Below are 24774 nucleotides of genomic sequence, written 5' to 3' on the forward strand. Positions count from 1 at the left end.
ACCTGATGACCCAGGGTCGCCGCAGCTTCACGCAGCGACCTCATCCCAATGGGCGAAGGGGACAATGCCCCCTGTTGCGGCCGTGAGCTGTGTCCTAGTGTCGGGTGCCAGACCCCACCGATGCATCGGTGGCGGCCACGGGCCCGACCTGGGGAGGTCGGCCGGGGTTTCCGGCGGCGACGCCGCGGGACCCCGGCACCGCCCGGCCGCCTGTGGACAACCCGGCCGGGGGACGTCAGACCGCGAAGGTGTGAACCCGCTCGGTGGCCGGCGCGGGCGGAGCCGCTTTCCACAGCCCGGCCTTCTGCACGGCCAGCCGCGACAGGTACGCCGGGTTCAGCAGGATGTACCGCTTCCACAGCCGCTTGGGCTCCAGCCCGAGCCGCCACAACCACTCGAGGGCGTACTTCTGCATCCACGCGGGCGGGTTCTTCAGCAGCCCGGCGTGGTAGTCGAACGCCGCGCCGACCGCGAGCAGCGGCATGTCGAGCAGCGGCCGCATCGCGTACGTGAAGATCTCCTGCCGGGGGCAGCCGAGCCCGACCAGCACGATCCGCGCGCCCGACGCCTTGATCCGCTCGGCGATCTCCGCGTCCTCGCCCGGCTGGACGCTGCGGAACTTCGACGCCTCGACGCCGGCGATCTTCAGCGCCGGGAACATCCGCTCCAGCGCCGGCACGAGCTTGCCGAGGGTCGGTTCGGTGGAGCCGTACAGGTAGACGGGCAGGCCCTCGGCCGCGGCCTGGCGCAGCACGCGCAGGGTGAGCTCGGGACCGTAGACCCGGTCGGCCAGGCCGGCGTGGTGCAGCAGGTTGAGCGCGCCGCGGACCGGCTGCCCGTCCGGCGTGACTAGGTCGAACGAGTTGAGCCGGGCGTTGTGCGCCTTGTCCTGCACGCCGGTCATCACGCCGTGCACCGCCAGCGCGGTGACGGCGTAGTGGCGGCGTTCGCGGGCGGCGTCGAGGATCTGTGCCGTCGCCGCCTCGTAGTCCACCGCGTCGACCAGCACGCCGAGGACGTTCTTCTTGCCCTGCGCGATCACGGTTGGGGCACCCACTTGTCGACGTTGGCCTCGTAGATCTCCTGGAGGATCATGGGGACGTCGTAGACCTGCTTCCACTGCGGGTAGTCGGCCTGGAACGCGGCCATCGAGCCGATCCACCACTGGTGGTCGCCGATGCGGTTCTCGTCGACGTACTCGGTGACCATCTCGGTGCCGCTGATCTTCTCCGCCATGGCGAAGGCCTCGAGGTTGGAGCAGTTCGAGTGCCGGCCGCCGCCGAGGTTGTAGACCGCCGCCGAGCGCGGGTTGCGGAAGAACGCCTCGAACGCGCTGAGCACGTCGTGGCTGTGGATGGCGTCGCGGACCTGCTTGCCCTTGTAGCCGAAGATCCGGTAGAGCCGCCGTTCCATGTTCGCGCGCATCACGTAGCCGAGGAAGCCGTGCAGCTCGGTCGCCGAGTGGGCCGGCCCGGTGAGGGTGCCGCCCCGGAAGATGGCCGTCTTCATGCCGAAGTAGCGGCCGTACTCCTGGGCCATCACGTCGGCGGCCACCTTCGACGCGCCGAAGACCGAGTGCAGGCACTGGTCGATCGACATGTCCTCGGTGATGCCGTCCGCGTACGGGTGCGCCGGGTCGATCTCCCAGCGGGTCTCCTGCTCGATCAGCGGGAGCCGGTTGGGGGCGTCGCCGTACACCTTGTTGGTGGAGCAGTGGATGAACGCCGCGTCGATGCAGTGCTCGCGGGTGTTCTGCAGCAGGTTCAGGGTGCCGCCGGCGTTGACGTCGAAGTCGGTGAACGGGTCCCGCACGGCCCAGTCGTGCGACGGCTGGGCGGCGGTGTGGATCACCACCGCGATGTCCTTGCCGTACCGCTGGAAGATTCGCGACAGTGCGTCGCGGTCGCGGATGTCCACCCCGTGGTGTGAGTACGCCGGCCCGAGGTCCGCGGTGAGCTGCTGCACGTTCCAGGCCGTCGACGCCTCGGCGCCGAAGAACTCCTGTCGCATGTCGTTGTCGATCCCGACGACCTCGAGGCCCAGCCCGGCGAAGTGCCGAACCGCCTCGGAGCCGATGAGACCACCTGATCCGGTCACCAGGGCAACAGCCACGAGCAAACTCTCCAGAGGTCTCGGGGTCAAAAACCAGTCGAGAGCATAACGCGACCCCCCTCACGCTCCGCTGTCACCCAAACGAGCCGGCACAAACCCAGGAGAAGAGAAGAAGGAAGCGGAGGCGGAGGGAGAGGCGGAGGGGAGGACAGAGTCCCGACCCCCCCACGATGCCGAGCGAAGCGACGGCGAGCCACCCACCCAGCGCGAGCAGATCACTCAGCGCGCCCACCGCACCGCGGGGCGTCCGGGGGCTCGGCCCCCGGAGCAGATATGACGAGACGCCCCCGGTCCGCGCTTTCCGCGGACAGGAGGCGCCCAGGCGTCTCGTGGGGATGGGGGGAGTTGAACCCCCACGTCCTTTCGGACACACGGACCTGAACCGTGCGCGTCTGCCATTCCGCCACATCCCCGTGGCATTCAGTTAGCCGGAACAGACTACGCTGTCCCTCGTTACACCGCGAGCAGATACTGCCCGTGACGCCAGGGAAGACTAGCACGGCGTCAGGGGACGCAATACGAGGGTCAGGAGCGACCGGCGGCTCTTCGCAGAGATGCGGAAGCGGCGGCCGGATACCATCATGTCCTCGGAACCCGAGGAGGAGCCGGTGAGCGTGCTGCAGCGCTTTGAGAAGCGGTTGGAAGGCCTGGTCGAGGGTGCCTTCGCGAAGGTGTTCAAGGGTGTCGTGCACCCGGTGGAGATTCTTAATGCCATGCAGCGGGAGGCCGAGGCGCACAAGGCTATCCTCGCTGGTGGTCGCACCTTGGTGCCGAACCGCTACGTGATCGATCTCTCGCCGTACGACCACAGCAGGCTGGCGCCGTACGCCGCCGCACTGGCCCAGGAGCTGGCCCAGTCGCAGGCGGAGTTCATCGGCGAGCAGGCCTGGACGGTCTACGGCGACGTCATCGTCGAGATCGAGCGCGGTGACGGGCTCGATACCGGCATGTTCCGGGTCACGGCGGAGGTGTACACCGGCGGCGAGGTCGCCCCGGTGCAACAGCCCGCCTACGACGCGGCGCCGGCGTATTCGCCGTACGACCAGCAGCAGGGTGGCTATCCGCCGCACGGGGGGCACAACGGGCGCAACGTCGGCCTGGTCTCCGGCGACGGCCGCACGTACCCGTTGCAGATGGGCTCGACGGTCATCGGCCGTGGGGACCAGGCGAATCTGCGCCTGCCGGACGTCGGCATCTCGCGGCGTCACGCCCGGCTGGACTACGACGGCAGCCAGGTCGTGCTGACCGACCTGGGTTCGACGAACGGCACGATGGTCAACGGTCAGCGCGTGTCGGCCGTGGCGCTCAACCCGGGCGACATGATCCAGTTGGGGACGACCACCCTCACGTTCCGAGTGGACGGCTAGGCACCTTGCCAGAATTTGTCCTCACCGTCGCCCGCTTCGGCTTCCTGATCCTGCTGTGGATCTTCGTGTTCACAGTGGTGGGAGTCATCCGCAAGGATCTCTTCGCCGGGGTCCGGTCCAAGAGCCTGGTCGCCTCGCCCCGGGGCGTAGGCGGCGTGGTGCCGCAGGGCCGGCCGGCGAAGGCGAAGCGGGGCAAGGCGGCCCGGCAGCTCGTGGTGACCGCCGGCCAGCTGGCCGGCACCCGGATCACGCTCGGTGAGGCTCAAATCACTATCGGGCGGGCGGAGGACTCGACGCTGGTCATCACGGACGACTTCGCGTCGGCCCGGCACGCCCGGCTCGTGCCGCGGGACGGGCAGTGGTTCGTCGAGGACCTCGGCTCGACGAACGGCACCTATCTCGATCGCGGTAAGGTCTCCGGACCTACTCCCGTCCCCCTTGGCGTGCCGATCCGGATCGGCCGCACTTCACTCGAGTTACGGCCATGACCCTGACCCTGCGCTACGCCGCCCAGAGCGACCGCGGTCTGATCCGAGACGGAAACCAAGACTCCGTCTACGCCGGACCGCGGCTCCTTGCCGTCGCCGACGGCATGGGCGGCATGGCCGCCGGTGACGTCGCCAGCAACATCGTGATCGCGGCCATGGCCCCGCTCGACGAGGACGTCCCCGGCGATGCGCTGGTCGACGCCCTCCGGCACGCCGTGGGCACGGCCAACCAGACCCTGCGGGACACCGTCGACGCCAATCCGCACCTGGAGGGGATGGGCACGACGCTGACCGCGGTCCTCTTCTCCGGCAGCAAGATCGGCATGGTGCACATCGGCGACTCGCGCGCCTACATGCTGCGCCACGGGGAGTTCGCCCAGATCACCAAGGACGACACCTACGTCCAGATGCTGGTGGACGAGGGCCGGATCAGCCCGGAGGAGGCGAGCAGCCACCCGCAGCGGTCGCTGCTCACCCGCGCGCTCGACGGCCGGGACATCGACCCGGAGTATTCGGTGCGCCAGGTCCTCAAGGGCGACCGCTACCTCATCTGCAGCGACGGCCTGTCCGGCGTGGTCAGCGCCGAGACCATCGGCGAGAGCATGCGCGACATCCAGGACCCGCAGGCCTGCGTGGAGCGGCTCGTGCAGCTCGCCCTGCGCGGCGGCGGCCCGGACAACATCACCGTGGTGGTCGCCGACGCGACCGACGCGGACATCGTCGAGCAGGCCCCGATCGTCGGCGGCGCGGCCGCCCGGGACCGCGGCAACTCGACAGTCGCGGACGCCTCCAGCGCCGCGGCCCGCGCGGCGGCCCTGCAGTCGCCGCCGCGGCCGGCGCAGCCCGGACCGGCGTACGACCGGGACGAGCCCGACCCGCAGCCCAAGCGCCATCCGGTACGCACGAGCCTGTTGCTGCTCCTGCTGCTCGGCATCCTCGGCGGCGGCCTGTACCTGGGCTGGCAGTACACCCAGAAGCAGTACTACGTCGGCGCGACCGAGCAGGGCCAGCTCGCGATCTTCCGGGGCGTGCCCGGCCAGATCGCGGGCCTCGACCTCTCCAGCGTTCACGAGACCAGCCCGGCGCGCCTGGACGACCTCACCTCGGTCGCCCAGGACCGGGTCAAGCAGGGCATCCACGCGGCCAATCAGCCCGACGCCCAGCGGATGCTGCAGGAGCTGACCAGCGACGAGCCGTCCAACCCGAACCTGAAGCCGATCTGCGTGGCCGGCAGCGCCGCGCCGACGACGCCGGAGCCGGTGCTCCCGTCCGGCGAGCCGTCCGCGGCCGGGAAGACGTCGTCTCCCGGCCGGCCCACCTCCTCGTCGGCGTCGGCCCTCACGCCGACCTCCACGCCGGACGCCCAGCCCTCGGAGTCTGCCCCGCCGGTCGTCGACCCGGTCGGGTGCCGGCCCGTCGACTGAGCGTCCGCTCACCGAAGTCTGGGGACTCCTTCTTGACCGCGCCCGCCCTTCCGGCTCCCACACCCGCGACCACGGGTGAGATGCCGCGTGTCCCGGGCACGAGGACGGGCCGCAACGCGGAGCTGGGCCTGCTCGCGCTGGCGATGATCATCGTGGCGGCGTACGGCGCCACGGTGGAGGCCAACCAGTTCGACAAGCTCACGCCGACCTTCTGGGTGCCGGCCGCGCTGCTCAGCGTCCTGTTCCTCGCCCTGCACCTGGTGGTCCGCTTCACCGCGCTGCACGCCGACCCGGTGCTGATCCCGACGGTGGCGCTGATCAACGGCCTCGGCGTCGGGTTCCTGCGCCGGCTGGATCTGGCCAAGTCGATCGCCGAGAAGCAGCCCGAGCCGGGCATCTTCGCCGGGGTGGGCGGCCGTCAGCTCGCCTGGACGCTGGTCGCCCTGGTGCTGGCCGCGGTGCTGCTGCTGGTCGTGCGCGACCACAAGGCCGTCTCGCGGTACGCGTACACGCTGGGCCTGGTCGGTATCGTCCTGGTGATGATCCCGGCCGTGCTGCCGGGCCGGTTCTCCGAGATCAACGGGGCCAAGCTGTGGATCAAGATCGGCGGCTTCTCGATCCAGCCCGGTGAGTTCGCCAAGCTGGCGCTGGTCTCCTTCTTCGCCTACTACCTGGTCCGCAAGCGCGAGGTGCTGTCGCTGGCCAGCCGCCGGGTGCTCGGCATCGACTTCCCCCGCGGCCGCGACCTCGGCCCGGTCATCACCGTGTGGCTGCTCTCGCTGCTGGTCCTGGTCTTCGAGAAGGACCTGGGCACCGCGCTGCTCTACTTCGGCCTGTTCGTGGTGACCCTCTACGTCGCCACGGAACGGGTCAGTTGGCTGCTCATCGGCCTGGTCATGTTCTTCGGCGGCGTCTACGTGGCGTACCTGCTCGGCGCGTCGGTCGGCGGCCCGTTCGCTAACTTCTACGACCGGGCCACCGTCTGGCTGCACCCGTTCGACGCGGAGAACTACAACCGGATCGGCGGCAGCTATCAGCTGGTCCAGGGCCTGCTCGGGCTGGGCACCGGCGGGCTGTTCGGCACCGGGCCGGGCGCCGGTTCGCCCGGTTTCGTGCCGGAGGTGCGCAACGACTTCATCTTCGCCGGCATGGGCGAGGAGATCGGCCTGTTCGGCCTGTCCGCGCTGCTGGTCTGCTACCTGCTGATCGTCGAGCGCGGCCTGCGGGCGGCCCTCGGGGTGCGGGACTCCTTCGGCAAGCTGGTCGCCGGTGGCCTCGCGTTCACCCTGGGGTTGCAGGTCTTCGTCATCCTGGGTGGCATCACCGGGCTGATCCCGCTGACCGGCCAGACCACGCCGTTCCTGTCCTCCGGAGGTTCGTCGCTCATGGCGAACTGGCTGCTCATCGCGATGCTGCTGCGGATCTCCGATGCCGGTCGCCGGCCGGCGGCGGCCGGGCCGGCGGCTCAACCGGGTGGACCGAAGCAACCGCCCGCCCAGCTCCACGGCGCCATGACGGAGGTGATCAAGCCGTGAACGCACCCCTGCGCAAGGCCGGCGTGGTCATCCTCGTCCTGTTCGGTCTGCTCTTCGCCAACCTGAACTGGGTACAGGGCTACAAGGCGGACGCCTACCGCACCAGCGACTACAACGGCCGCGTCACCGTCGCCGAATATGAAGTGCCCCGCGGGGTCGTCGAGGCCGACGGGCAGGCGCTCGCCCAGAACAAGCTGACCGACGACACCCTGAAGTACCTCCGGCAGTATCCGGAGAAGCAGGTCTACGCCCCGATCGTGGGCTACAAGCCGGTGAACATCGCCGAGGTGGGCATCGAGCGCACCGAGAACGAGTTCCTCTCCGGCGCCAGCGACAAGCTCTTCGCCGACCGGGTCAGCGCCATGTTCACCGGCGACAAGGCCGGCGGCGGCAACGTCGTGCTCTCGATCAAGACCAAGGCGCAGGAGACGGCCTGGAAGCAGCTGACCAACAACCAGGGCGGCGCCAAGAAGGGCTCGGCGATCGCGATCGACCCGCGTACCGGCGCGATCCAGGCGATGGCCTCCTTCCCCAGCTACGACCCGAACCCGCTGGCCAGCCACGACGTCAAGGCCGCGGCCGCGGCGTACAACGAGCTGAACAAGGACAAGGACAAGCCGCTGCTGAACCGTGCGCTGTCCGAGACCTACCCGCCCGGCTCCACCTTCAAGGTGATCATCTCGGCCGCCGCCTTGCAGAACGGGTACACCCAGACCAGCGAGATCAAAGCCGGCACGAGCTACACCGCCCCCGGCTCCGGCGCGCCGATCCGCAACTCCGAGGACCAGACCTGTCCCGGCGCGGTGGTCACCCTCAAGGAGGCGCTGACCGACAGCTGCAACACCGGCTACGCGCAGCTGGGCGTGGCGCTGGGCGGCGACAAGGTCAAGAAGGCGGCCCGGGACTGGGGCTTCGAGCAGGACGACCTGACGGTCGGCAACCTCGAGGGCTCGGGACTGCCGGTCGCGGCCAGCCGTACCGGTGAGATCAAGAACCCGGACGGCAGCACCGACCAGGCCGGGCTCGCCCAGTCGTCGATCGGGCAGAAGGACGTCCGGATGACGACGCTCGAGGGTGCGCTGATCGCGGCGACGGTGGCCAACGGCGGCCGGCAGATGCGGCCGTACCTGGTCCAGCAGCTGCTCAGCCCCGACCGGCGGCCGATCTACAACGCCGCGCCGCAGACGCTGCGCACGCCGGTCAACGGCGAAGTGGCCGGCGACCTGCGCGAGATGATGGTCAGCGTCGTCGAGAACGGCACCGGCCGGCGCGCCAAGATCAGCGGCTTCGAGGTGGGCGGCAAGACCGGCACGGCGCAGAACGCGACCGGCGCCGACAACCACGGCTGGTTCATCGGCTTCGCGTTCAACGACAAGGGCGAGGCAGTCTCGGCGGCCTGCGTCATGCTGGAGAACGTCCCCGGCGATCATCCGAGTGCCGAGGCGGCCCGGATCGCCGGGCTCATCATGAAGGCCGCGGCGGGCCGGGGAGGGGACTGAGATGATCAGCCCTGGGGTCACCCTCGGCGGCCGGTACCGCTTGGACGAGCGGATCGCCGGCGGCGGCATGGGCGACGTGTGGCGCGGCACCGACGAGGTGCTGGGCCGGACGGTCGCCGTCAAGATCCTGCTCCCGGCCCTGCTCGACGAGCCCGGCTTCGCCGAGCGGTTCCGCGGCGAGGCCCGGACCATGGCCACGATCAACCACCCCGGGGTGGTCGACGTCTACGACTACGGCAGCGACCAGCAGCTCGCCTTCCTGGTCATGGAGTACGTCGAGGGCGACGCGCTGTCGCGCACGCTGAGCCGGGTCGGCCGGCTGACCCCGGCCCGCACCATGGCGCTGGTCGCCCAGGCCGCCGACGCGCTGCAGGCCGCGCACGCGAACGGCATCGTGCACCGCGACGTCAAGCCCGGAAACCTCCTGGTACGCCCGAACGGCACGCTCGTGCTGACCGACTTCGGCATCGCCCGCTCGGCCCTGGTCGGGCAGCTCACCGTGGCCGGCTCGGTGCTCGGCACCGCCTCCTACATCTCCCCGGAGCAGGCCTCGGGCGCGGTCGCCACGGCCGCCTCGGACGTGTACGCCCTCGGCGTGGTCGCCTATCAGTGCCTGTCCGGGCACCGGCCGTTCGACGGCGCGACGCCCATCGAGATCGCCATGAAGCACGTCCGGGACACCCCGCGACCGCTGCCCGCCGACATCCCGCCGGCCGTACGGGCCATCGTGGACCGGGCTCTGGCCAAGGACCCGGGCGCCCGCTGGCCCACCGCCTCGGCGATGGCCGCCGTGGCCCGGCAGGCCGCCTCCTCGCTCACCACCCAGGTGCAGCAGCCGGCGGTGAACGGCTCGGCCCCGGTCGGCCGCCCGCAGTCCGGTGGCCCGGCGATGAACCGGCCGCAGTCCGGTGGCCCGGTGGTGGCCAACCGGCCGCACTCCGGGGCGCCCGCCTCCGGCCCGCCCGGGCACCCCGTCTCCGGCCAGGCCCGCCCGCCGTACCCGCCGGTGCCGCGGCCGGTGTCCGGGTCCCAGGCGCGCGGCGCGGCGTCCGTGCCGTCCGGGCAGCCGCCGTACAGGCATCCCTCGGCGCCGCCGATGCAGCAGCCGCCGATGCAGGCCGGCAAGCAGCCGGAGGGCTCCGGCGGACGACAGGTGCTGATCGTGCTGGCCGTCGTGCTGGGGCTGCTCGTCCTGCTGTGCGCCGGGGTCATCTCGTTCCTGATCAAGCAGGGCAACACCGCGATGGGCGGGAGCGGGCCGCGGGCCACCGTCGTGCAGGCGGCTCCGCTCGAGCCACGGGCGCCGGTGGCGTCGTACCGTCTTACGAAGCAGGCTGCCGCTCCGCTCAGCCTGACCCACGCGACCGAAGGACGACAGACGCTATGACGGCGCAGGCCCGCCTGCTCGGTGGCAGGTATCAGGTCGGCGAGCTGCTCGGCTACGGCGGCATGGCCGAGGTGCACAAGGGTCGTGACCTGCGCCTCGGGCGGGACGTCGCGATCAAGATGCTGCGCACCGACCTGGCGCGCGACGCCACCTTCCAGGAGCGGTTCCGCCGGGAGGCGCAGAACTCCGCCGCCCTGAACCACCCGGCGATCGTGGCGGTCTACGACACCGGCGAAGAGGTGTCCTCGACCGGCGAGAAGTTGCCGTTCATCGTGATGGAGTTCGTCGGCGGCCGGACCCTCAAGGAGGTCCTGGCGGCCGAGCAGCGGATCCAGCCACGCCGCGCGCTGGAGATCATCGCCGACATCTGCGCCGCGCTGGAGTTCAGCCACCGGCACGGCATCATCCACCGGGACATCAAGCCCGGCAACGTGATGATCACACCGAACGGCCAGGTCAAGGTCATGGACTTCGGCATCGCCCGGGCCCTGGCCAGCGGCGCCACCACGATGACGCAGACCAGCGCGGTCATCGGCACGGCCCAGTACCTCTCCCCGGAGCAGGCCCGCGGCGAGTCCGTCGACGCCCGCTCCGACGTGTACGCCGCCGGTTGCGTGCTCTTCGAGCTCCTCGTCGGGCACCCGCCGTTCGTCGGCGACAGCCCGGTGAGCGTCGCCTACCAGCACGTCCGCGAGGACCCCAAGGCGCCGAGCGACATCAACCGCGAGGTCCCGCCGGACGTCGACGCGATCGTGCTCAAGGCGCTGGCCAAGAACCCGCTGAACCGTTACCAGTCGGCGCAGGAGATGCGCGCCGACGCCCTGCGCGCGGTCGCCGGCCGCCCGGTCATGGCCACCCCGGTGATGTCCGAGGCCGAGACCATGGCCATGTCCGGCCCGCCGATGCGCCAGCAGACGGCCATGACCAGGGCGATCCCGGCCGGTGTGGGCCCGCGTGGCCCGCAGCCGCCGGAACGCAAGACCTCGTCCTGGGTGATGGCGGTGCTGGCCGCGCTGGGCGTGCTCGCCGTCGTGGCGCTGGGCATCGGCCTGATGCTGTCCCGCAGCAACGACAGGGAACCGGACCCGGTCGCCACCAAGGGGGTGCCGAAGGTCGAGGGCCTGTCGGAGAAGGCGGCCCGGGACAGGCTCACCGCGGCGGGCTTCCTGAACGTCACCACCGGCAAGGCGGTCACCAAGGACGACTGCGACAACAAGGTCGACTCGCAGGATCCGAAGCCGGCCGAGACGGTGCCGGTCACCACGCAGGTCACCCTGACCATGTGCGTCAGTCCCGAGGAGACCCGGGTGCCCAGCGGCCTGCGGGGCGCCAGCCGCGACACGGCCGACCAGGCACTGCGCGCCGCCAACCTCGTGCCGAGCTTCGAGCCGACCAACAGCGACGTGGAAGAGGGCCGGGTCATCTCGGTCGAGAAGGAAGGCGAGAAGGTCAAGCCCGGCACCACCATCACGGTCAAGATCTCCCGGGGCAACCTGGTCGAGGTGCCGTCGGTGGTCGGCAAGACCGAGGAGGTGGCCAAGGCGCTGCTGCAGCAGGCCGGCTTCACCAAAATCGAGGTCGAGCCGTCGAATCAGCAGGGCACACCGGGCCAGGTCGTCGACCAGACCCCGAACGCCAAGCAGAAGAAGACCAGGGACACCCAGATCACGCTGACCGTCATCGCCGAGCAGGACCCGAACCCCGACGACTCCGGCACCCCGGACCCGGGCGGCTCCACCCCGCCGGGCGGCGACGGCGGCGGCGCGGGCGACGGCGGCACGCTCGGCGGCCTGGTCAACCGCTGAGCCGAGAACAGGAAGCCCCGGACGCTGGTCGCGTCCGGGGCTTTTCTCGTTCCGGTCGTGGCGGGCTCAGGCGGTGGCGAAGGCGGAGCGCCGGCGGCTCTCCACCTCGGCGGCGAGCTCGGGGGCCCGGTCCCGGGCCTCCGGCAGGCCGCAGGAGGCCAGCCAGTTGGCCAGCATGGTGTGGCCGCCCTCGGTCAGCACCGACTCCGGGTGGAACTGCACGCCCTCGATCGGCAGGGTGCGGTGGCGCATCGCCATGACCACGCCTGACTCCGTCCAGCCGGTCACCTCGAGCTCCGCGGGCAGGGTCTCCGGCAGCACGGCCAGCGAGTGGTAGCGGGTCGCGGTGAACGGATCCGGCAGGCCGGCCAGCACGCCGGCGCCCTTGTGCCGCACGGTGGAGGTCTTGCCGTGCAGCAGCTCGGGGGCGCGGGTGACGGTGCCACCGAACGCCGCGCCGATCGCCTGGTGGCCGAGGCAGACGCCGAACATCGGCAGCTTGCCCGCGTACTCGGCGATGACGTCCATCATGATGCCGGCGCGGTCCGGCGTACCCGGTCCGGGGGAGAGCAGCACCCCGGCGGCGCCGAAGCCGGCGACGTCGGCCACCGTGATCTCGTCGTTGCGCCGGACCTCGCACTCGGCGCCCAGCTGGCCGAGGTACTGCACCAGGTTGAAGACGAACGAGTCGTAGTTGTCGATCACGAGGATGCGCACGGGATCACCTAGCTGGCCGTCGGTTCGGGATTGTTCGTGTGCTCGTTGTACGGCAGCTCCTCGGGCCCCAGCTGCGGGTCGTCACCCGGCACCACGTTCGGGTCCTGCTGCGCCGGGCCGCCCTGCTCGGTGCCCGTGCCCACCTGCACGTCGTCGAACGGCAGCAACGGGGTGGCCCAGGGGAAGACGACGTACCAGAGCAGCGCGCCGACCAGGGTGACCAGCGCGAGCGAACCGGTCAGCTTGCCCCACAGGCCGAAGGGCAGCTTGCGCCAGATCCAGGCATACATCGCAGCCCTCCCTACGCCTTCGTCTTGCCGATGTCGGCGGGCCGGCCGGCCTGCGGCAGCGTGGCGTCGCGCTTGACCGTGTCCACGAGCTCGGCGTGCACGATCAGCCGCTGATAGTTGTTGAACTTCGGGTTGCAGGTGGTCAGCGTGAGCATCGCCTTGGTCGGCTTGGCCCTCGGCTTGTTCGGCACCGCCGCCACCACCTCGACGGCGCTGGGCTTGACGACCTGGCTGTAGCTGACCTTGTAGACGTACCAGTTGGTGCGGGTCTCGACGCCGATCACGTCGCCCGGCTTGAGCTCGTCCAGCCGCCAGAAGATCTTGCGGATCCGGTGCCCGGCGACCGAGAAGTTGCCGATCTCGCCGGGATCCGCGGTGTCCGGATAGTGGCCGGGCGCGTACCGGATGTCGACGGGCCGCACGCCGTTCACGACGACCCACTCCATGCCCAGCTTCGGGATGTAGAGCCGCCCGACCAGGTTCTTGCCGGGCGCGGCGGGAGCGGCCTTGACCGGCGTGCTCGGCGCGACCGTGGGATCGTTCCACTGGTCGTCGAGCTGGGTGGCGAGGGTGTCCTGCTCGTTGTCGACCTTGGCCGAGTTGCCGAAGACCTCGTACCCGGCGAAAAGCAGCACGATCAGCCCGAAGGTGATCATCAGTTCGCCGGAGACCCGGATGCCGGCCCGGATGCGCGAGCCCAGCGTCGGGCGGGTCAGCTCGGAGTACACGCTCTTGTAACCCTCGTCGGTCTGCTCGGGTCGCAACTTGACGACCTTTTCACCCCGGCGCGGCTTGGCGTCCTCCGCCACGCCACCGGGATCGGGATCCGCGGCCGCGGCGGCCGCCGCGGCCGCGACGGAAGCGGCGCCCACGTCGCCGGACCCGCTGGGCAGGGGGGTAGGCACAGCGGCCGGGTCGGGCGCGGAGGAGGCGACCTTGGCCCGGACCGAGGGCAGCAGGCCGGTCGGCGCATCGGCGGTACGGATGATCGCGGTGGCCGACGGGTCCTGCGCCGGTCGCCATGCGGCGGGGTCATGGCCGTTGCGGCCGTCCGGGTTGCTCGGCGGGTCTTGCGCCGGTCGCCATGCGGCGGGGTCACGGCCGTTGCGGCCGTCCGGGGTGCCCGACGGGTAGCCGTCGAACGGCCGGCGGGCGCCGACCGCGGGACGGCCGTTGCCGAGGGGTTCCGTCCGTGGGCGGAAGGTGTCGGGGGTGGGGCCGCTCAGGGCGGCTCCGTCCCGTCCGGGGGCGAAGGCGGTGCCGGTGGCTTGCGGGTCCGCGCTGCGGCCGGCCCGGCTGCTGTCGAAGGGACTCGTGGTGGCCTGCGGATTCGGCCGGCTGCCGTCGGCGGCCGCGAAAGCGCCGCCAACCGCGGCCGCACCGGTGGCGCGGCGGCCGAAGCCGTTGGCCGCCTCGGCATGACCGGCGTCCGGACGGTAGCCGTTGGACGACTCGGGGTAGCTCTCAGCCGGCCACGGCTCGGTGCCGTTGGCCCTGCTGAAGCCCTCCGGGGCCAGCCGGCGGGGCATGGCTTCCTCCGCTGCCCGGCGCGCGCCGACGGTGCCCGGCGCTGCGTTCGGGGCGGTGGGGGTGTCGAAGGGGGCTGCCACTGGCGGTTCCGGGGCGCGTCGCGCGGACGATCGGCGGGCGTCGACGGGTCCGCGATAGCTGCTGGTGGGGGCCGGGTAGACGTCGTGATCCTGCTCGGGCGCCAAGGGTTGGCCAGGGCTGCGCCGGGGATCGAAGTCGTCGGCCGGCGGGCGGTGGCCCTCGGCGTCCGGCCGGGCCGGGATAGGGATCGATGTCGCCGTGCCGGAGGCAACGGGCGGCGGGAGGAATTCGGCGTGGGTGGGATGGTCGGCTGGGGCCGGCCCGAAACCGTACGCTGCGGCCTGCGGGTCGCCGCTGGGATCGGCGTAGCCGCCCCCGATGGGGGCGCCGCTGGCGGGCCGGGTGAAGTCCGCGGGGGCGCCGCTGGCGGGCCGGGTGAAGTCTGCGGGGGCGCCGCTGCCGGGTCGCGCGCCGTCCATCGGGGCGCCGCTGGCGGGTCGCGCGTGGTCGCCGGCCACGGACATCTCGGCGGGCGGCCGGGTGAAGTCGACGGAGGCCGAAGCCCCACTCCCGGCCCGCAGCGGATCATCCGCGGTGGGCTGCCGGGCGAAGCCCCCCGGAACGGAGACTCCGGCGGATCGCTGCCGGTAGGCGTCCGCCGAGCCCGTAGCCGCCGACCGCCCGTCACCGTTGGGCGGAACCGCCGCTGCGCCGCCACCGGCGAACTGTCCGGAAGCCAATTCCCGAGCCGCCCGAGCCTCCTCGACCGCAGCCGCGAAGAAATCAAAGTCGCCGCCGCCGGCGGCGCCACGCGGAGCCGGCACCGGCACAGCGGGCGGCACCGGCGAAGCGGGCGCCACGGGCACAGCAGCAGCGGCGGCCACCACCGGGGCGACACCGCCCACAGCAGGCAAAGACGAAGGCGGCGGCGAGGCCCCGGTCGCCGGCCGATCAGCGCGTGCAGCCGCCCGAGCGGCTGCCGCGGCCCGAGCCACCACAGGATCAACCGTCCCCGTGGCCGGCTCACCCCGAAGCGGCGGCGGATCGGTCCGAATAATGGCGGTATCGGCGGCACCAGGAGATCCGGCAGCGGAACCAGCAACCCCCGTAGCCGGCGAACCGGGAGCAACCGAAGACGCCGCCTGTGCTTGAGCAGCCGGCGCCGGCCAGGGCGCGGCCAACCCGAGGCTCGCCGGTGGGTCCAGGGGCCCGCCCGGCACTCCGTCCGGGGAAGCGTCCGTGATCCGGGGAATGAAGGCCGTCTGAGCGTCGCCGTCGGGCGCGCGGTGCCGGCCGGAGTTCGCCGCGCCCTCCTGGGCGTCCGACGCTTCCATCACTCCGTGGCCTCGGCGGATCGGAGGTCACTCGACCCGTCGTACGCCCGCACAGTCACGTTCCTCTCGACGGTTTCCGTATAGCCGAGGCCGAAGTCGGCCACTGCCGCCCGGAATTGCTGGACTCCCTCTGCGGACTCCAACGCGCGGTGCATCGCCGTGGGTTCGCCGATCGCAGTGATCTTGAAGGGTGGCGAGAAGACCTGGCCGTGGAGCAGCAGCGTGTTGCCGACACAGCGTACCGCGCTCGTGGAGATGACGCGGACATCCATGATCGCCATTGCCTCGGCCCCACCTGCCCACAAGGCGTTCACGACCGCCTGGACGTCACCCTGGTGGACGACCAGATCGTCGTTCTCGGGGGCGGCCTCGCCGGTGCCGGTGGTGCGCTGCGGCGAATCGTTGAGGCTGACCGTGATGCCGGGGCCGCGCAGGGCGGTGAAGCCCGCGCCCGCGCGCATCGCGTCCGCGCGCTGGCGGGCGCGCTTGACCGGTTCGTCGACGTCGGCCAGCCGCGCCGCCTCCTGATCGACGGAGGCTCGCAGGTCGGCGGCCCTTTTCTCGCGGTGTTCCAGCCGGATCCGCTTGTCGGCGATGAGCTGGGCGAGCTGCGGTCGGCGGTCGTCGCGCAGGGCGGTGCCGTCGGCGGTCGTCGCCGAGGTGGTGAACAGCAGGCCGGCCGCCAGCCCGATCAACGGGACCGCCACCGACCAGCCGCGTTGCCGTTGAGCCCTGCGGCGGGGGCGCAGCCCGCCCAGGGCTCGTCGCAGGACAAGTCGCCACGAGGGCGCCCCCGTGGTGTACTCCACGTCGGTTGTCCTCCCTGGCTCGGCCGAAAAACCCACCGGCGGGTGCCTGTGCGCGCGCCGCCTTGACTACGCTAGCTATCGAACAGTATTCGCCACGGGCAGCTTTCGGGGTCCCCGGAGCCGCTCAGGGGTGGGTTGTTCACCACTTGTTGCCCTCAGGAGAGCACCGTGCCGAAGTCACAGGTTCGCAAGAAGAAGGTCTACACCCCGCCGACGGACATTCGCCCGTCCGCGACGGCGGCGTCGAAGAAGCCGAGTCCGGTGTGGCTGCCCATCACGGCGGTCGCGCTGATCGTCTTCGGCATCACCTGGCTGGTGGTGTACTACCTCTCGGAGCAGCAGTACCCGGTCGAGGCCTGGCGGTACTGGAACCTCCTCGTCGGCTTCGGCTGCATGGTCGCCTCCCTGGGCATCCTGTCCCGCTGGCGCTAGTTGCCGAGCCCGCCGCGCCGCTGTCGGCGGCGCGGTAGCGTGGTCATCGTCTGATTTGTCCGACAGCGCACCCGGCGTCCGAGCCGCGGGGTGCGCTTTCGACTGCGAACCGCCGGACGACGTGAAAGCCCTGCCCGGACTGCCGCTCGCATTCTGATTACTCATGGGTAACATAGGTCGGCGAGCCGGCTGACTCCAGGAGGCACAAGCACATGGGCCCAGTGCAGATCGTCGCGACCGTCCTGGTGGGCGTCGTGACCCTCGTCGCGATCGTGCTCGCGGTACGGGCGGTCATGCAGATCACCGCGGTGATCCGGCAGGGCCGTCCGGACCCGGCGCGGTTCACCGGTAAGGGCGCCCGCACCCGCACGATGCTGACCGAGACCCTGGGTCACACCCGGATGCTCAAGTGGAGCGTGATCGGGGCGGCCCACTGGTTCGTCATGGTCTCGTTCATGATCTTGTTCCTGCTGGTCGTCGAGGCCTACTTCGAGGTCGTCGACCCGGCCGGCGGGCTGCCGATCATCGGCCACTGGACGGCGTACGGCCTGGTCACCGAGCTGATCGGCGCGCTCGGCCTGGCCGGCATCCTGGTGCTGATCGCGATCCGCCAGCGCGACCGGCGCAAGAAGGTCTCCCGGTTCACCGGCTCGACGATGTGGCAGGGCTACTTCGTCGAGGCCGTCATCGTCGGCGTGCTGATCTGCGGCTTCCTGATCCGGGGCTTCAAGGTCGCCAACGACACCTTCGAGTACCCCGCCTGGGCCACGCCGATCAGCCACGGCGTCGGCGCGTTGCTGCCCGCCGCGGCGAACGGCCCCACCTGGGTCGCGCTGGTCAAGATCTTCATCTCGATGGGCTGGCTCATCGTCATCGCGCTGAACGTGACGATGGGCGTCGCCTGGCACCGCTTCCTGGCGTTCTTCAACATCTTCTTCAAGCGCAGCCCGGAGAAGCCCGCGGGCTCCGGCCTGGGCGCGCTCAAGCCGATGATGAGCGACGGCAAGCCGCTCGACTTCGAGGAGGCCGACCCCGAGAAGGACCAGTTCGGCGTCGCCCAGGTCGAGCAGTTCACCTGGAAGGGCCTGCTCGACTTCTCCACCTGCACGGAATGCGGCCGCTGCCAGTCGCAGTGCCCGGCGTGGAACACCGCCAAGCCGCTATCGCCCAAGCTGCTCATCCTCTCGCTGCGCGATCACGCCTACGCGAAGGCTCCGTACCTGCTCGCGGGCGGCGGCAAGGACCTGACCGGCGAGGAGAAGGCCACCGAGGCCCAGCTCGCGCACCTGGACGTGCTGGCCCTGGCCGAGGGCAACCGGCCGCTGATCGGCACCGAGGCCGAGGGCGGCGTGATCGACCCGGACGTGCTGTGGTCGTGCACCACCTGCGGCGCCTGCGTGGAGCAGTGCCCGGTCGACATCGAGCACGTCGACCACATCGTCGACATGCGCCGCTACCAGGTGCTGATCGAGTCGAGCTTCCCGGCCGAGGCCGGCGTCATGCTGCGCAACCTGGAGAACAAGGGCAACCCCTGGGGCGCGCCGCAGAACACCCGCGAGGACTGGACCAAGGGCCTGGACTTCGAGGTGCCCCGGGTCGGCGAGACCGAGGACTTCGACTACCTGTTCTGGGTCGGCTGCGCCGGCGCCTTCGAGGACCGGGCGAAGAAGACCACTCGGGCGGTCGCCACCCTGCTGCACGAGGCCGGCGTCAACTACGCCATCCTCGGCGAGGGCGAGACCTGCACCGGTGATCCGGCCCGCCGGATCGGCAACGAGTTCGTCTTCCAGATGCTGGCCCAGCAGAACGTCGAGACGCTGCAGGAGGCGAAGGTCAAGCGCATCGTCGCGACCTGCCCGCACTGCTTCAACACCCTCGGCAACGAGTACTCGCAGCTGGGCCTCGAGGTCGAGGTCGTGCACCACACGCAGCTGCTGGCCCACCTGGTCAAGGAGGGCAAGCTCACGCCGGTCCAGCCGATCGAGGGCGACGTCACCTATCACGACCCCTGCTACCTGGGCCGGCACAACCGGGTCTTCGACGCTCCCCGCGAGGTGCTCGGCGAGGCGGCCAACCTGGTCGAGATGCCGCGCAACTCCGAGCGGTCCTTCTGCTGCGGCGCCGGCGGCGCCCGCATGTGGATGGAGGAGAAGATCGGCAAGCGGATCAACGTGGAGCGCACCGAGGAGGCCCTGGCCACCGGCGCGAAGACGATCGCCGTGGGCTGCCCGTTCTGCTACACGATGATCGGCGACGGGGTCACCGGCAAGGGCGAGCAGGAGAACGTCGAGGTCATCGACGTGGCCAGCGTGCTGCTCCGGTCGATCAAGGGCGACAAGGCGCCCGCCTAGCCCGGGCCCGCGCGGGTCAGGACGTGGCGGCGCTCGAGGTCGACGCGGCCAGCACGGCGACGAGCACCGCGGTCTGGATCTCGTCGATGGTGCGCTTGACCGCCGTGGCGGCCCAGTCGCCCGCCGTGATCTCCTTGAGGCGTTCCGAGACCCGCTTGCGGTCCAGCGAGCGGAAGACCTTGCGGTCGAGGCCGGTCGCGGCCACCAGGGCGCAGAGCGCGGCGGTACGCGGCTCGACCGGCCCCGTCGCCGACACGGCGGCGGTGAGCCGCTGCCGGGCCTCGGTCTCCGGCACTGGCTCGACGCCGTGCGGGGCCGGATAGCGGGTCCGGGGGAAGACCAGCAGCACCTTGTCCTGCTGCCGGGTCAGCACCTTTCCTGCGCGACGAGCCGGTCGAGGGTCAGCTTGCGGGCGTCCTTGGCGAACTTCTTCACCCAGTGCGCCGGCTTGGCCGCCCGGCCGTCGCCCGCGACCCGGTCCAGCGCCTGGTCGACCAGCGGGTCACCGGTCGGGGTGGGATCGGTGACCACGACCCGCTGGTCCTCGAGGCCGACCCGCCCGGAGATCGCGAGCTCCAGCAGTAGGGCGCCTCCGAGGCCGTGGTCCAGCCGGACGTTGTCGGTGTCGGGTGCGCCGTCGTCGCCGTAGGCGAGCAACGCGAATTCCTCGGCGAGGTTCATCAACCGACCGTAACTCGCAGCAGCCCAGCTCACGGGCGGCGGCCCGGCCCCCGGCGATGATGATCTTCAGCACCGTGAGCGCGGGCCGGGCGGCGTTCCGGCACAATGAGGGCCGAGGTGAACCGATCATGGACGGCCCGCTCCTGACGACGGTGCTCCCGTTGGCTGCCTTCGCGCTGCTGACGGCGGGCAACGCGTTCTTCGTGGCAGCCGAGTTCGGGCTGGTCACCGTCGACCGGGCGGAAATCGACACGCGTACGGAGGCCGGCGACCGGCGGGCCCGTACGGTGCAGAACGCCCTGCACGAGCTCTCCTTCCAGCTCTCCGGGACGCAGCTCGGCATCACGCTCACCGCCCTGCTGACCGGTTACCTGGCCGAGCCCGCGCTGTCCCGGCTGTTCCGGCCGGCCGTCGAGCCGATCGCCGACGGCGCCACCGAGACTGTCACGCACGTGCTCGCGCTGGTGCTCGCCACCATCGTCTCCATGCTCTTCGGCGAGCTGGTGCCGAAGAACGCGGCCCTGGCCCGGCCGATGCGCGTCGCCCTGGCCACCGCGGCTCCGCTGCGTACCTTCTCCCGGCTCTTCAAGTGGCTCATCGGCGCGCTCAACGGCTCGGCCAACTGGCTGGTGCGCCGGCTGGGCATCGAGCCGCAGGAGGAGCTGGCCAGCGCCCGTTCCCCCGAGGAGCTCGGCCTGCTGGCCGCGATCAGCGCCCGGGCGGGCGCGCTGCCCACGGAGACGGCGACGCTGCTGCGCCGCACGATCCGCTTCGGCGAGAAGCGCGCGGCCAAGGCGATGACCCCGCGCGTCGACGTGGTCGGGCTCAAGACCACCGCGAGCGTGGCGGATCTCATCGTGGCGGCGCGCGCCACCGGCCACACCCGGTTCCCCGTGTACGAGTCCACCCTCGACCTGGTCGTCGGCGTGGTCGGGGTGTCGGACGCCCTCGGTGTGCCGCCCGAGCGCCGGGCCGCCACGGCGGTGTCCACGGTCGCCCGCGAGCCCGTGCTCGTGCCGGAGAGCCTGGACCTGGACAAGGTGCTGGCCGCGCTGCGGGCCGCGGACGCGGACATGGCGATCGTGGTGGACGAGTACGGCGGCACCGACGGCGTGGTCACGGTCGAGGACCTGATCGAGGAGCTGGTCGGTGAGATCGCCGACGAGTACGACGTGGACTTCGCCGACGCCGGCAGCGCCGAGCTGACCGCCCCCGGCGACGACAAGAAGTTCCTGGTCGACGGGCTGCTGCGGGAGGACGAGGTGGCCGAGCAGACCGGCTTCCGGCTGCCCGAGGGGCCGTACGAGACGCTCGCCGGCTTCCTGCTCTCCCGGCTCGGCCACATCCCGGTCGTCGGGGAGTCGCTGGCGCACGACGGCTGGGAGTTCACCGTCATCGAGGTCGACCGGCACCGCATCGAGCAGGTCCGGGTCGTCGCGCCGCCGGAGCCGGCCGATGACTGAGCTGCTGGTCACCGTCGTGCTGCTGCTCGGCAACGCGCTGTTCGTCGGCGGCGAGTTCGCGCTGATCGCCTCCCGCCGTACCGCGCTCGAACCGCTGGCCGCCACCTCCCGGCGCGCCCGCTGGGCCCTGTCGGCGATGAACCAGATCCCGTTGATGATCGCCGGCGCCCAACTCGGCATCACGATCTGCTCGCTGGGCCTGGGCGCGATCGCCGAGCCGGCGCTGGCCCACCTGCTGGAGGGCCCGTTCGGCGCGATCGGCGTGCCGGACCGGGCGGTGCACCCGGTGGCGTTCGTGCTGGCCCTCGGCGTGGTGGTGTTCCTGCACACCGTGGTCGGCGAGATGGTCCCGAAGAACATCACGCTGGCCGGGCCGGAGCGCTCGGCGCTGGTGCTGGGCCCGTTCATGCTGGCGTTCTGCACCGGGACCAAGCCGCTGCTGGTCGCGATGCGCTGGGCCTCGCGGATGGTCCTCTCGCTGTGGAAGATCGAGGCCACCGACGCGGTCAAGACCGTGTTCACCGCGGAGGAGCTGGCCGGCATGGTCACCCAGGCGCGCGCCGAGGGCCTGCTCGGCACCGAGCAGTACGCCCGGATCCACGCGGCGCTGGGCCTGAACGACCGGACCGCGGCGGACGCGCTGCAGCCCTGGGCGGGCGTGACGACGGTCGCCGACGACGCGTCGCCGGCGATCATCGAGGCGGTGGCGACGCGCAGCGGCCGGTCGCGGCTGCCGGTCGTGCAGCGCGAGACCCGGCGGGTGCTGGGCTTCGTGCACGTCAAGGACCTGCTGGGGTACGAGGGTGGGCAGCGCAGCCTCCCGATCCCGGCCGAGAAGATCCGTCCGCTGGCCGTGGTCGCGCCGGACCGGACGCTGGCCGACCTGCTACTGACCATGCGGCGCGACCGCCGCCACATCGTGCTGGTGAGCGACGGGCGCCGCCCGCTGGGGGTGATCGCCCTGGACGACGTGCTGCATGCGGTCATCGGCGAACCCGCCGTTCGACCGACCGCGTGAGGGTGCTTTAACCCACATTTGCGCTCATCCGGGGTTTGTACCGGCGGGTCAAAGCAGCGATCCGGACAATAACCGCATGTTCGACTCTCGACGGTCCCCGCGAGGCGCACGCCGGCGCGTCAGCACCCTCGGCGCGCTGGTTGCGACCGCCGCCCTGGGCTCCGGCCTGCTCGCCGCCCAACTCGCGCAGCCCGCTTCCCCGACTTCCCGCCTGAGCCAGCAGTACGTCGCCGCCCAGCCGGACGCGGCCGGCGCCGGCGTGCTCACCAGCACGACCGCCGGCCTCGCCACCGTGCCGCAGGCCGGCCGGGTAGCCGTGGCCAGGGCCCCGATCGCCGTCCGGTACACCTTCGACGGGGGCGTGCACCGGCCGCTGACGGACCTCCACGGCGCCTTCGCGCTGCGGCCGCTCGGCCAGAACGGCGGCACCCTCACCCTGGTGCCGCAGGGCAAGGGCCTGGCCGTGCGCTATCCCTCCCGCTGCACCCTGGCCCGCGAACGGCAGTGCCCGCGGGCGATCCTGGAAGGCTTCCGGGAGGACGCGCTCAACCCCGGCACCCGCCCGATGCGGTACGGGGCGTCGATCCTGATGACCCACCGGGACCTGGCGGACGGCGCGAACGTCTTCCAGAAGGGCTACTCGGTCGGCGGCGTGAGCCAGTTCAAGCTCCAGGTCGACCACCGGCAGGGCCACCCGAGCTGCGTCATCGCGGGCCGCACCAGGATCTACCGGGCGGAGCCGTCCCTCGACGTGGCCGACGGCCGATGGCACAACCTGATGTGCGCTCGCAGCCGCGACCGCCTCACCCTGACCGTCGAGGGCCAGGTACGCGCCTGGGTCCCGGTGCCCGCGAGCCTGTCCATCGCGAACGCGGAGCCGTTGCGGGTGGGTGGCAAGGGCGCCGGCAAGGGCAACGACCAGTTCTCCGGCCAGATCGACAACGTCTTCCTGACCATCAACTGAGCCGAATTCGTGACAAAGCCCGCCGGGCTGTGCAGGGCAACCGGCGGGCTTGGTCAGACGGTGAACTGGTGCTGCTCGTGAGTGTTACACCCGGCGGCGGCCGTACATGCCGGCGACCGCGGCGACACCGGCGGCGGCCAAGACGACCTGGATGAGGAGTTCGATCCAGTCGATGCCCTTGGTGTCGTTGACGCCGAGCGCGGAGGCGATGAAGGTCCCGATGAGCGCGGCGACGACACCGATCACCATGGTCAGCCAGATCGGGATGTTCTGCTTGCCCGGCACGACCAGGCGGCCGAGCGCGCCGATGATCAAGCCGATGATGAGAGCGGTGATGATCCCGGATACGTGCACGTCAGGCTCCTTGGCTAGGGGGTGCTGCGCTCCGCAGGATTCCCGTCAAGCACCGACCGCCAAACCCGTCTCGCGATACCGGTCCCGGGGTGGCTATTCATCGCCGCCCTCGTCGTCGAAGACCTCGTCCATGACCTCGCCGGCGACGTAGCCGGCGGCAAGACCACCGGCGACTCCGGCGGCGACGCCGCCCATGCCGGAGCCATGGTGCTGTCGGTAGTGGCCGTGGTATCCCGGATGCCCGGCGTGGCCGTAGCCGGGCTGCACGTATCCGGGGTGGCCGTGATCGGATGCAGAGGCCACCGCAAATCCGGGCATGCTCCGCCGGTGTTCGAGGGCTTGGCGTACCCAGCCGTCGACCACCTGCGCCCAGTCGGTGGCGTCGGCGTCGGCGTGGGAAACGGTGTATCGGCCGTAGGAGTCGTGGCCGCCGCCGAACATGCCGCCGCGCTTGTCGAACTCCAGCACCACCTCGACGGCGTGGGGGTTGGTCACGAACGTCAGCTCGACCTCGTTGACCGCGTGCGCGTACTGCGCCGACGGGAAGTATTCGATCTCCTGGTAGAACGGCAAGCTCTGGGGCACGCCGGCGATCCGGCCGTACTCCAGGTCGGCGCCCTTGATGGAGAAGCCGAGCTGGGCGAAGGCGTCGAGGATGCGCTGCTGGATCGGCAACGGGTGCACTTGCACCGGGTCGAGGTCTCCTTTGTCGACGGCGCGGGCGATCGCCACCTCGGTGCGCACGCCCATCACCATGCCGGGCAACGGCCGGCCGTAGACGGCGGTGGCCGGGGTCTCCCAGGGCAGCACGAGCTGGAACGGCAGCGACAGGTGCTGCCCGGCGACCAGGCGCAGGGGACCGCTCACGGTGGTGCGGTGGAACTCGCCGGTCGCGCCGAAGTCACCGCTTCCGCCTTCGACCTCGACCCGGGTCACCAGGCTCAGAGTGATGTGCTCGATCTCCACGTCCGTGCTGCCACCGACCAGGTTGACCTGCCCCGCCAACGGACCGCCGGGCTGCGCGCCGGGCTGCGCCAGTACGGTGTCGACACTCGGGCCGCCCACGCCCAGCGCGCCCAGCATCTTCTTGAAAACCACGTCTTCTCCCGCGAGTCAGAGCCGTCGAATCCGGTACCCGACGGGTGTCGAGCCACCGACACGGACGAAAGTGGCCAAACACGCTGAATAGTGGC

Annotated in this window: 22 protein-coding genes and 1 tRNA gene; 12 read left to right on the forward strand and 11 right to left on the reverse strand. The window is 71.2% G+C overall.

What is annotated here, in order from left to right:
* Positions 1–235: 235 nt before the first annotated feature.
* The 3 genes from Ani05nite_RS16755 to Ani05nite_RS16765 form a co-directional block, all read right to left on the reverse strand.
* Positions 236–1039, reverse strand: a complete 804-nt coding sequence (locus Ani05nite_RS16755; RefSeq protein WP_377881512.1) for a WecB/TagA/CpsF family glycosyltransferase — start codon at positions 1037–1039, stop codon at positions 236–238.
* Entirely contained in the window at positions 1039–2112 is a 1074-nt protein-coding gene (locus tag Ani05nite_RS16760; RefSeq protein ID WP_203769346.1) for an NAD-dependent epimerase/dehydratase family protein, read from the reverse strand. Before Ani05nite_RS16760 ends, Ani05nite_RS16755 begins: the two co-directional genes overlap by 1 nt.
* 330 nt (positions 2113–2442) lie before the next feature.
* Positions 2443–2525: transfer RNA gene (locus tag Ani05nite_RS16765), tRNA-Leu, on the reverse strand.
* Positions 2526–2693: 168 nt separating this feature from the next.
* Between Ani05nite_RS16765 and Ani05nite_RS16770 the strand changes: the two genes are divergently transcribed.
* The 7 genes from Ani05nite_RS16770 (at position 2694) to pknB (ending at position 11617) form a co-directional block, all read left to right on the forward strand.
* Positions 2694–3479: an FHA domain-containing protein gene (locus Ani05nite_RS16770; RefSeq protein ID WP_203769381.1), complete on the forward strand. Its 786-nt coding sequence runs from the start codon at positions 2694–2696 to the stop codon at positions 3477–3479.
* 5 nt (positions 3480–3484) lie between these two features.
* Entirely contained in the window at positions 3485–3967 is a 483-nt protein-coding gene (locus Ani05nite_RS16775) for an FHA domain-containing protein FhaB/FipA (protein WP_203769348.1), read from the forward strand.
* Complete coding sequence (locus Ani05nite_RS16780) at positions 3964–5391, forward strand: PP2C family protein-serine/threonine phosphatase (protein WP_203769350.1); 1428 nt, start codon at positions 3964–3966, stop codon at positions 5389–5391. The genes Ani05nite_RS16775 and Ani05nite_RS16780 overlap by 4 nt, the downstream gene beginning before the upstream one ends.
* Before the next feature lie 80 nt (positions 5392–5471).
* Entirely contained in the window at positions 5472–6926 is a 1455-nt protein-coding gene (locus tag Ani05nite_RS16785) for an FtsW/RodA/SpoVE family cell cycle protein (RefSeq protein WP_203769352.1), read from the forward strand.
* On the forward strand, positions 6923–8425 hold the full coding sequence (locus Ani05nite_RS16790; RefSeq protein WP_203769354.1) for a peptidoglycan D,D-transpeptidase FtsI family protein: 1503 nt from the start codon (positions 6923–6925) through the stop codon (positions 8423–8425). Before Ani05nite_RS16785 ends, Ani05nite_RS16790 begins: the two co-directional genes overlap by 4 nt.
* A gap of 1 nt (position 8426) precedes the next feature.
* Positions 8427–9812: a serine/threonine-protein kinase gene (locus Ani05nite_RS16795; protein ID WP_203769356.1), complete on the forward strand. Its 1386-nt coding sequence runs from the start codon at positions 8427–8429 to the stop codon at positions 9810–9812.
* Complete coding sequence (gene pknB / locus Ani05nite_RS16800; protein ID WP_203769358.1) at positions 9809–11617, forward strand: Stk1 family PASTA domain-containing Ser/Thr kinase; 1809 nt, start codon at positions 9809–9811, stop codon at positions 11615–11617. Before Ani05nite_RS16795 ends, pknB begins: the two co-directional genes overlap by 4 nt.
* 66 nt (positions 11618–11683) lie before the next feature.
* Here the strand turns inward: pknB and Ani05nite_RS16805 are convergent, their stop codons facing one another.
* From Ani05nite_RS16805 to Ani05nite_RS16820, 4 genes are all read right to left on the reverse strand, one after another.
* On the reverse strand, positions 11684–12334 hold the full coding sequence (locus tag Ani05nite_RS16805) for an aminodeoxychorismate/anthranilate synthase component II (protein WP_203769360.1): 651 nt from the start codon (positions 12332–12334) through the stop codon (positions 11684–11686).
* A gap of 8 nt (positions 12335–12342) precedes the next feature.
* Positions 12343–12624: a hypothetical protein gene (locus tag Ani05nite_RS16810; protein WP_203769361.1), complete on the reverse strand. Its 282-nt coding sequence runs from the start codon at positions 12622–12624 to the stop codon at positions 12343–12345.
* A gap of 11 nt (positions 12625–12635) precedes the next feature.
* Positions 12636–14153 (reverse strand): class E sortase, encoded by a 1518-nt coding sequence (locus Ani05nite_RS41095; RefSeq protein ID WP_239130078.1) that lies wholly within the window; start codon positions 14151–14153, stop codon positions 12636–12638.
* A 1355-nt stretch (positions 14154–15508) separates the two neighbouring features.
* The gene (locus tag Ani05nite_RS16820; protein WP_203769383.1) at positions 15509–16318 is read right to left on the reverse strand and encodes a DUF881 domain-containing protein; all 810 of its coding nucleotides are present in this window, start codon (positions 16316–16318) and stop codon (positions 15509–15511) included.
* A gap of 168 nt (positions 16319–16486) precedes the next feature.
* Here Ani05nite_RS16820 and Ani05nite_RS16825 point away from each other — a divergent pair, with 168 nt between their 5' ends.
* The gene (locus Ani05nite_RS16825) at positions 16487–16750 is read left to right on the forward strand and encodes a cell division protein CrgA (RefSeq protein ID WP_203769362.1); all 264 of its coding nucleotides are present in this window, start codon (positions 16487–16489) and stop codon (positions 16748–16750) included.
* A 212-nt stretch (positions 16751–16962) separates the two neighbouring features.
* A complete protein-coding gene (locus Ani05nite_RS16830; protein ID WP_203769363.1) occupies positions 16963–19101 on the forward strand; it encodes a (Fe-S)-binding protein in 2139 nt (712 codons plus the stop codon).
* 16 nt (positions 19102–19117) lie between these two features.
* Here Ani05nite_RS16830 and Ani05nite_RS41100 read toward each other — a convergent pair whose 3' ends face one another.
* Both Ani05nite_RS41100 and Ani05nite_RS41105 read right to left on the reverse strand, forming a co-directional pair.
* Complete coding sequence (locus Ani05nite_RS41100; protein WP_239130079.1) at positions 19118–19474, reverse strand: GOLPH3/VPS74 family protein; 357 nt, start codon at positions 19472–19474, stop codon at positions 19118–19120.
* A complete protein-coding gene (locus Ani05nite_RS41105) occupies positions 19468–19782 on the reverse strand; it encodes a GOLPH3/VPS74 family protein (protein ID WP_239130080.1) in 315 nt (104 codons plus the stop codon). The genes Ani05nite_RS41100 and Ani05nite_RS41105 overlap by 7 nt, the downstream gene beginning before the upstream one ends.
* Before the next feature lie 128 nt (positions 19783–19910).
* On the opposite strand from Ani05nite_RS41105, the gene Ani05nite_RS16840 reads away from it, so the two are divergent.
* The 3 genes from Ani05nite_RS16840 (at position 19911) to Ani05nite_RS16850 (ending at position 23227) form a co-directional block, all read left to right on the forward strand.
* Positions 19911–21245: a hemolysin family protein gene (locus tag Ani05nite_RS16840; protein ID WP_203769364.1), complete on the forward strand. Its 1335-nt coding sequence runs from the start codon at positions 19911–19913 to the stop codon at positions 21243–21245.
* Positions 21238–22263, forward strand: coding sequence for a hemolysin family protein (locus Ani05nite_RS16845; RefSeq protein WP_203769365.1), 1026 nt, complete (start codon positions 21238–21240; stop codon positions 22261–22263). The genes Ani05nite_RS16840 and Ani05nite_RS16845 overlap by 8 nt, the downstream gene beginning before the upstream one ends.
* Before the next feature lie 76 nt (positions 22264–22339).
* Positions 22340–23227 carry a LamG domain-containing protein gene (locus tag Ani05nite_RS16850; RefSeq protein ID WP_203769366.1) on the forward strand — a complete coding sequence of 296 codons (888 nt, stop codon included), beginning with the start codon at positions 22340–22342 and terminating at the stop codon, positions 23225–23227.
* 84 nt (positions 23228–23311) lie between these two features.
* Here the strand turns inward: Ani05nite_RS16850 and Ani05nite_RS16855 are convergent, their stop codons facing one another.
* Both Ani05nite_RS16855 and Ani05nite_RS16860 read right to left on the reverse strand, forming a co-directional pair.
* A complete protein-coding gene (locus Ani05nite_RS16855) occupies positions 23312–23581 on the reverse strand; it encodes a GlsB/YeaQ/YmgE family stress response membrane protein (RefSeq protein WP_203769367.1) in 270 nt (89 codons plus the stop codon).
* A gap of 93 nt (positions 23582–23674) precedes the next feature.
* Positions 23675–24679 (reverse strand): sporulation protein, encoded by a 1005-nt coding sequence (locus Ani05nite_RS16860; protein WP_203769369.1) that lies wholly within the window; start codon positions 24677–24679, stop codon positions 23675–23677.
* Positions 24680–24774: the final 95 nt, after the last annotated feature.

The organism is Actinoplanes nipponensis, from assembly GCF_016862275.1.
GTDB lineage: Bacteria > Actinomycetota > Actinomycetes > Mycobacteriales > Micromonosporaceae > Actinoplanes > Actinoplanes nipponensis.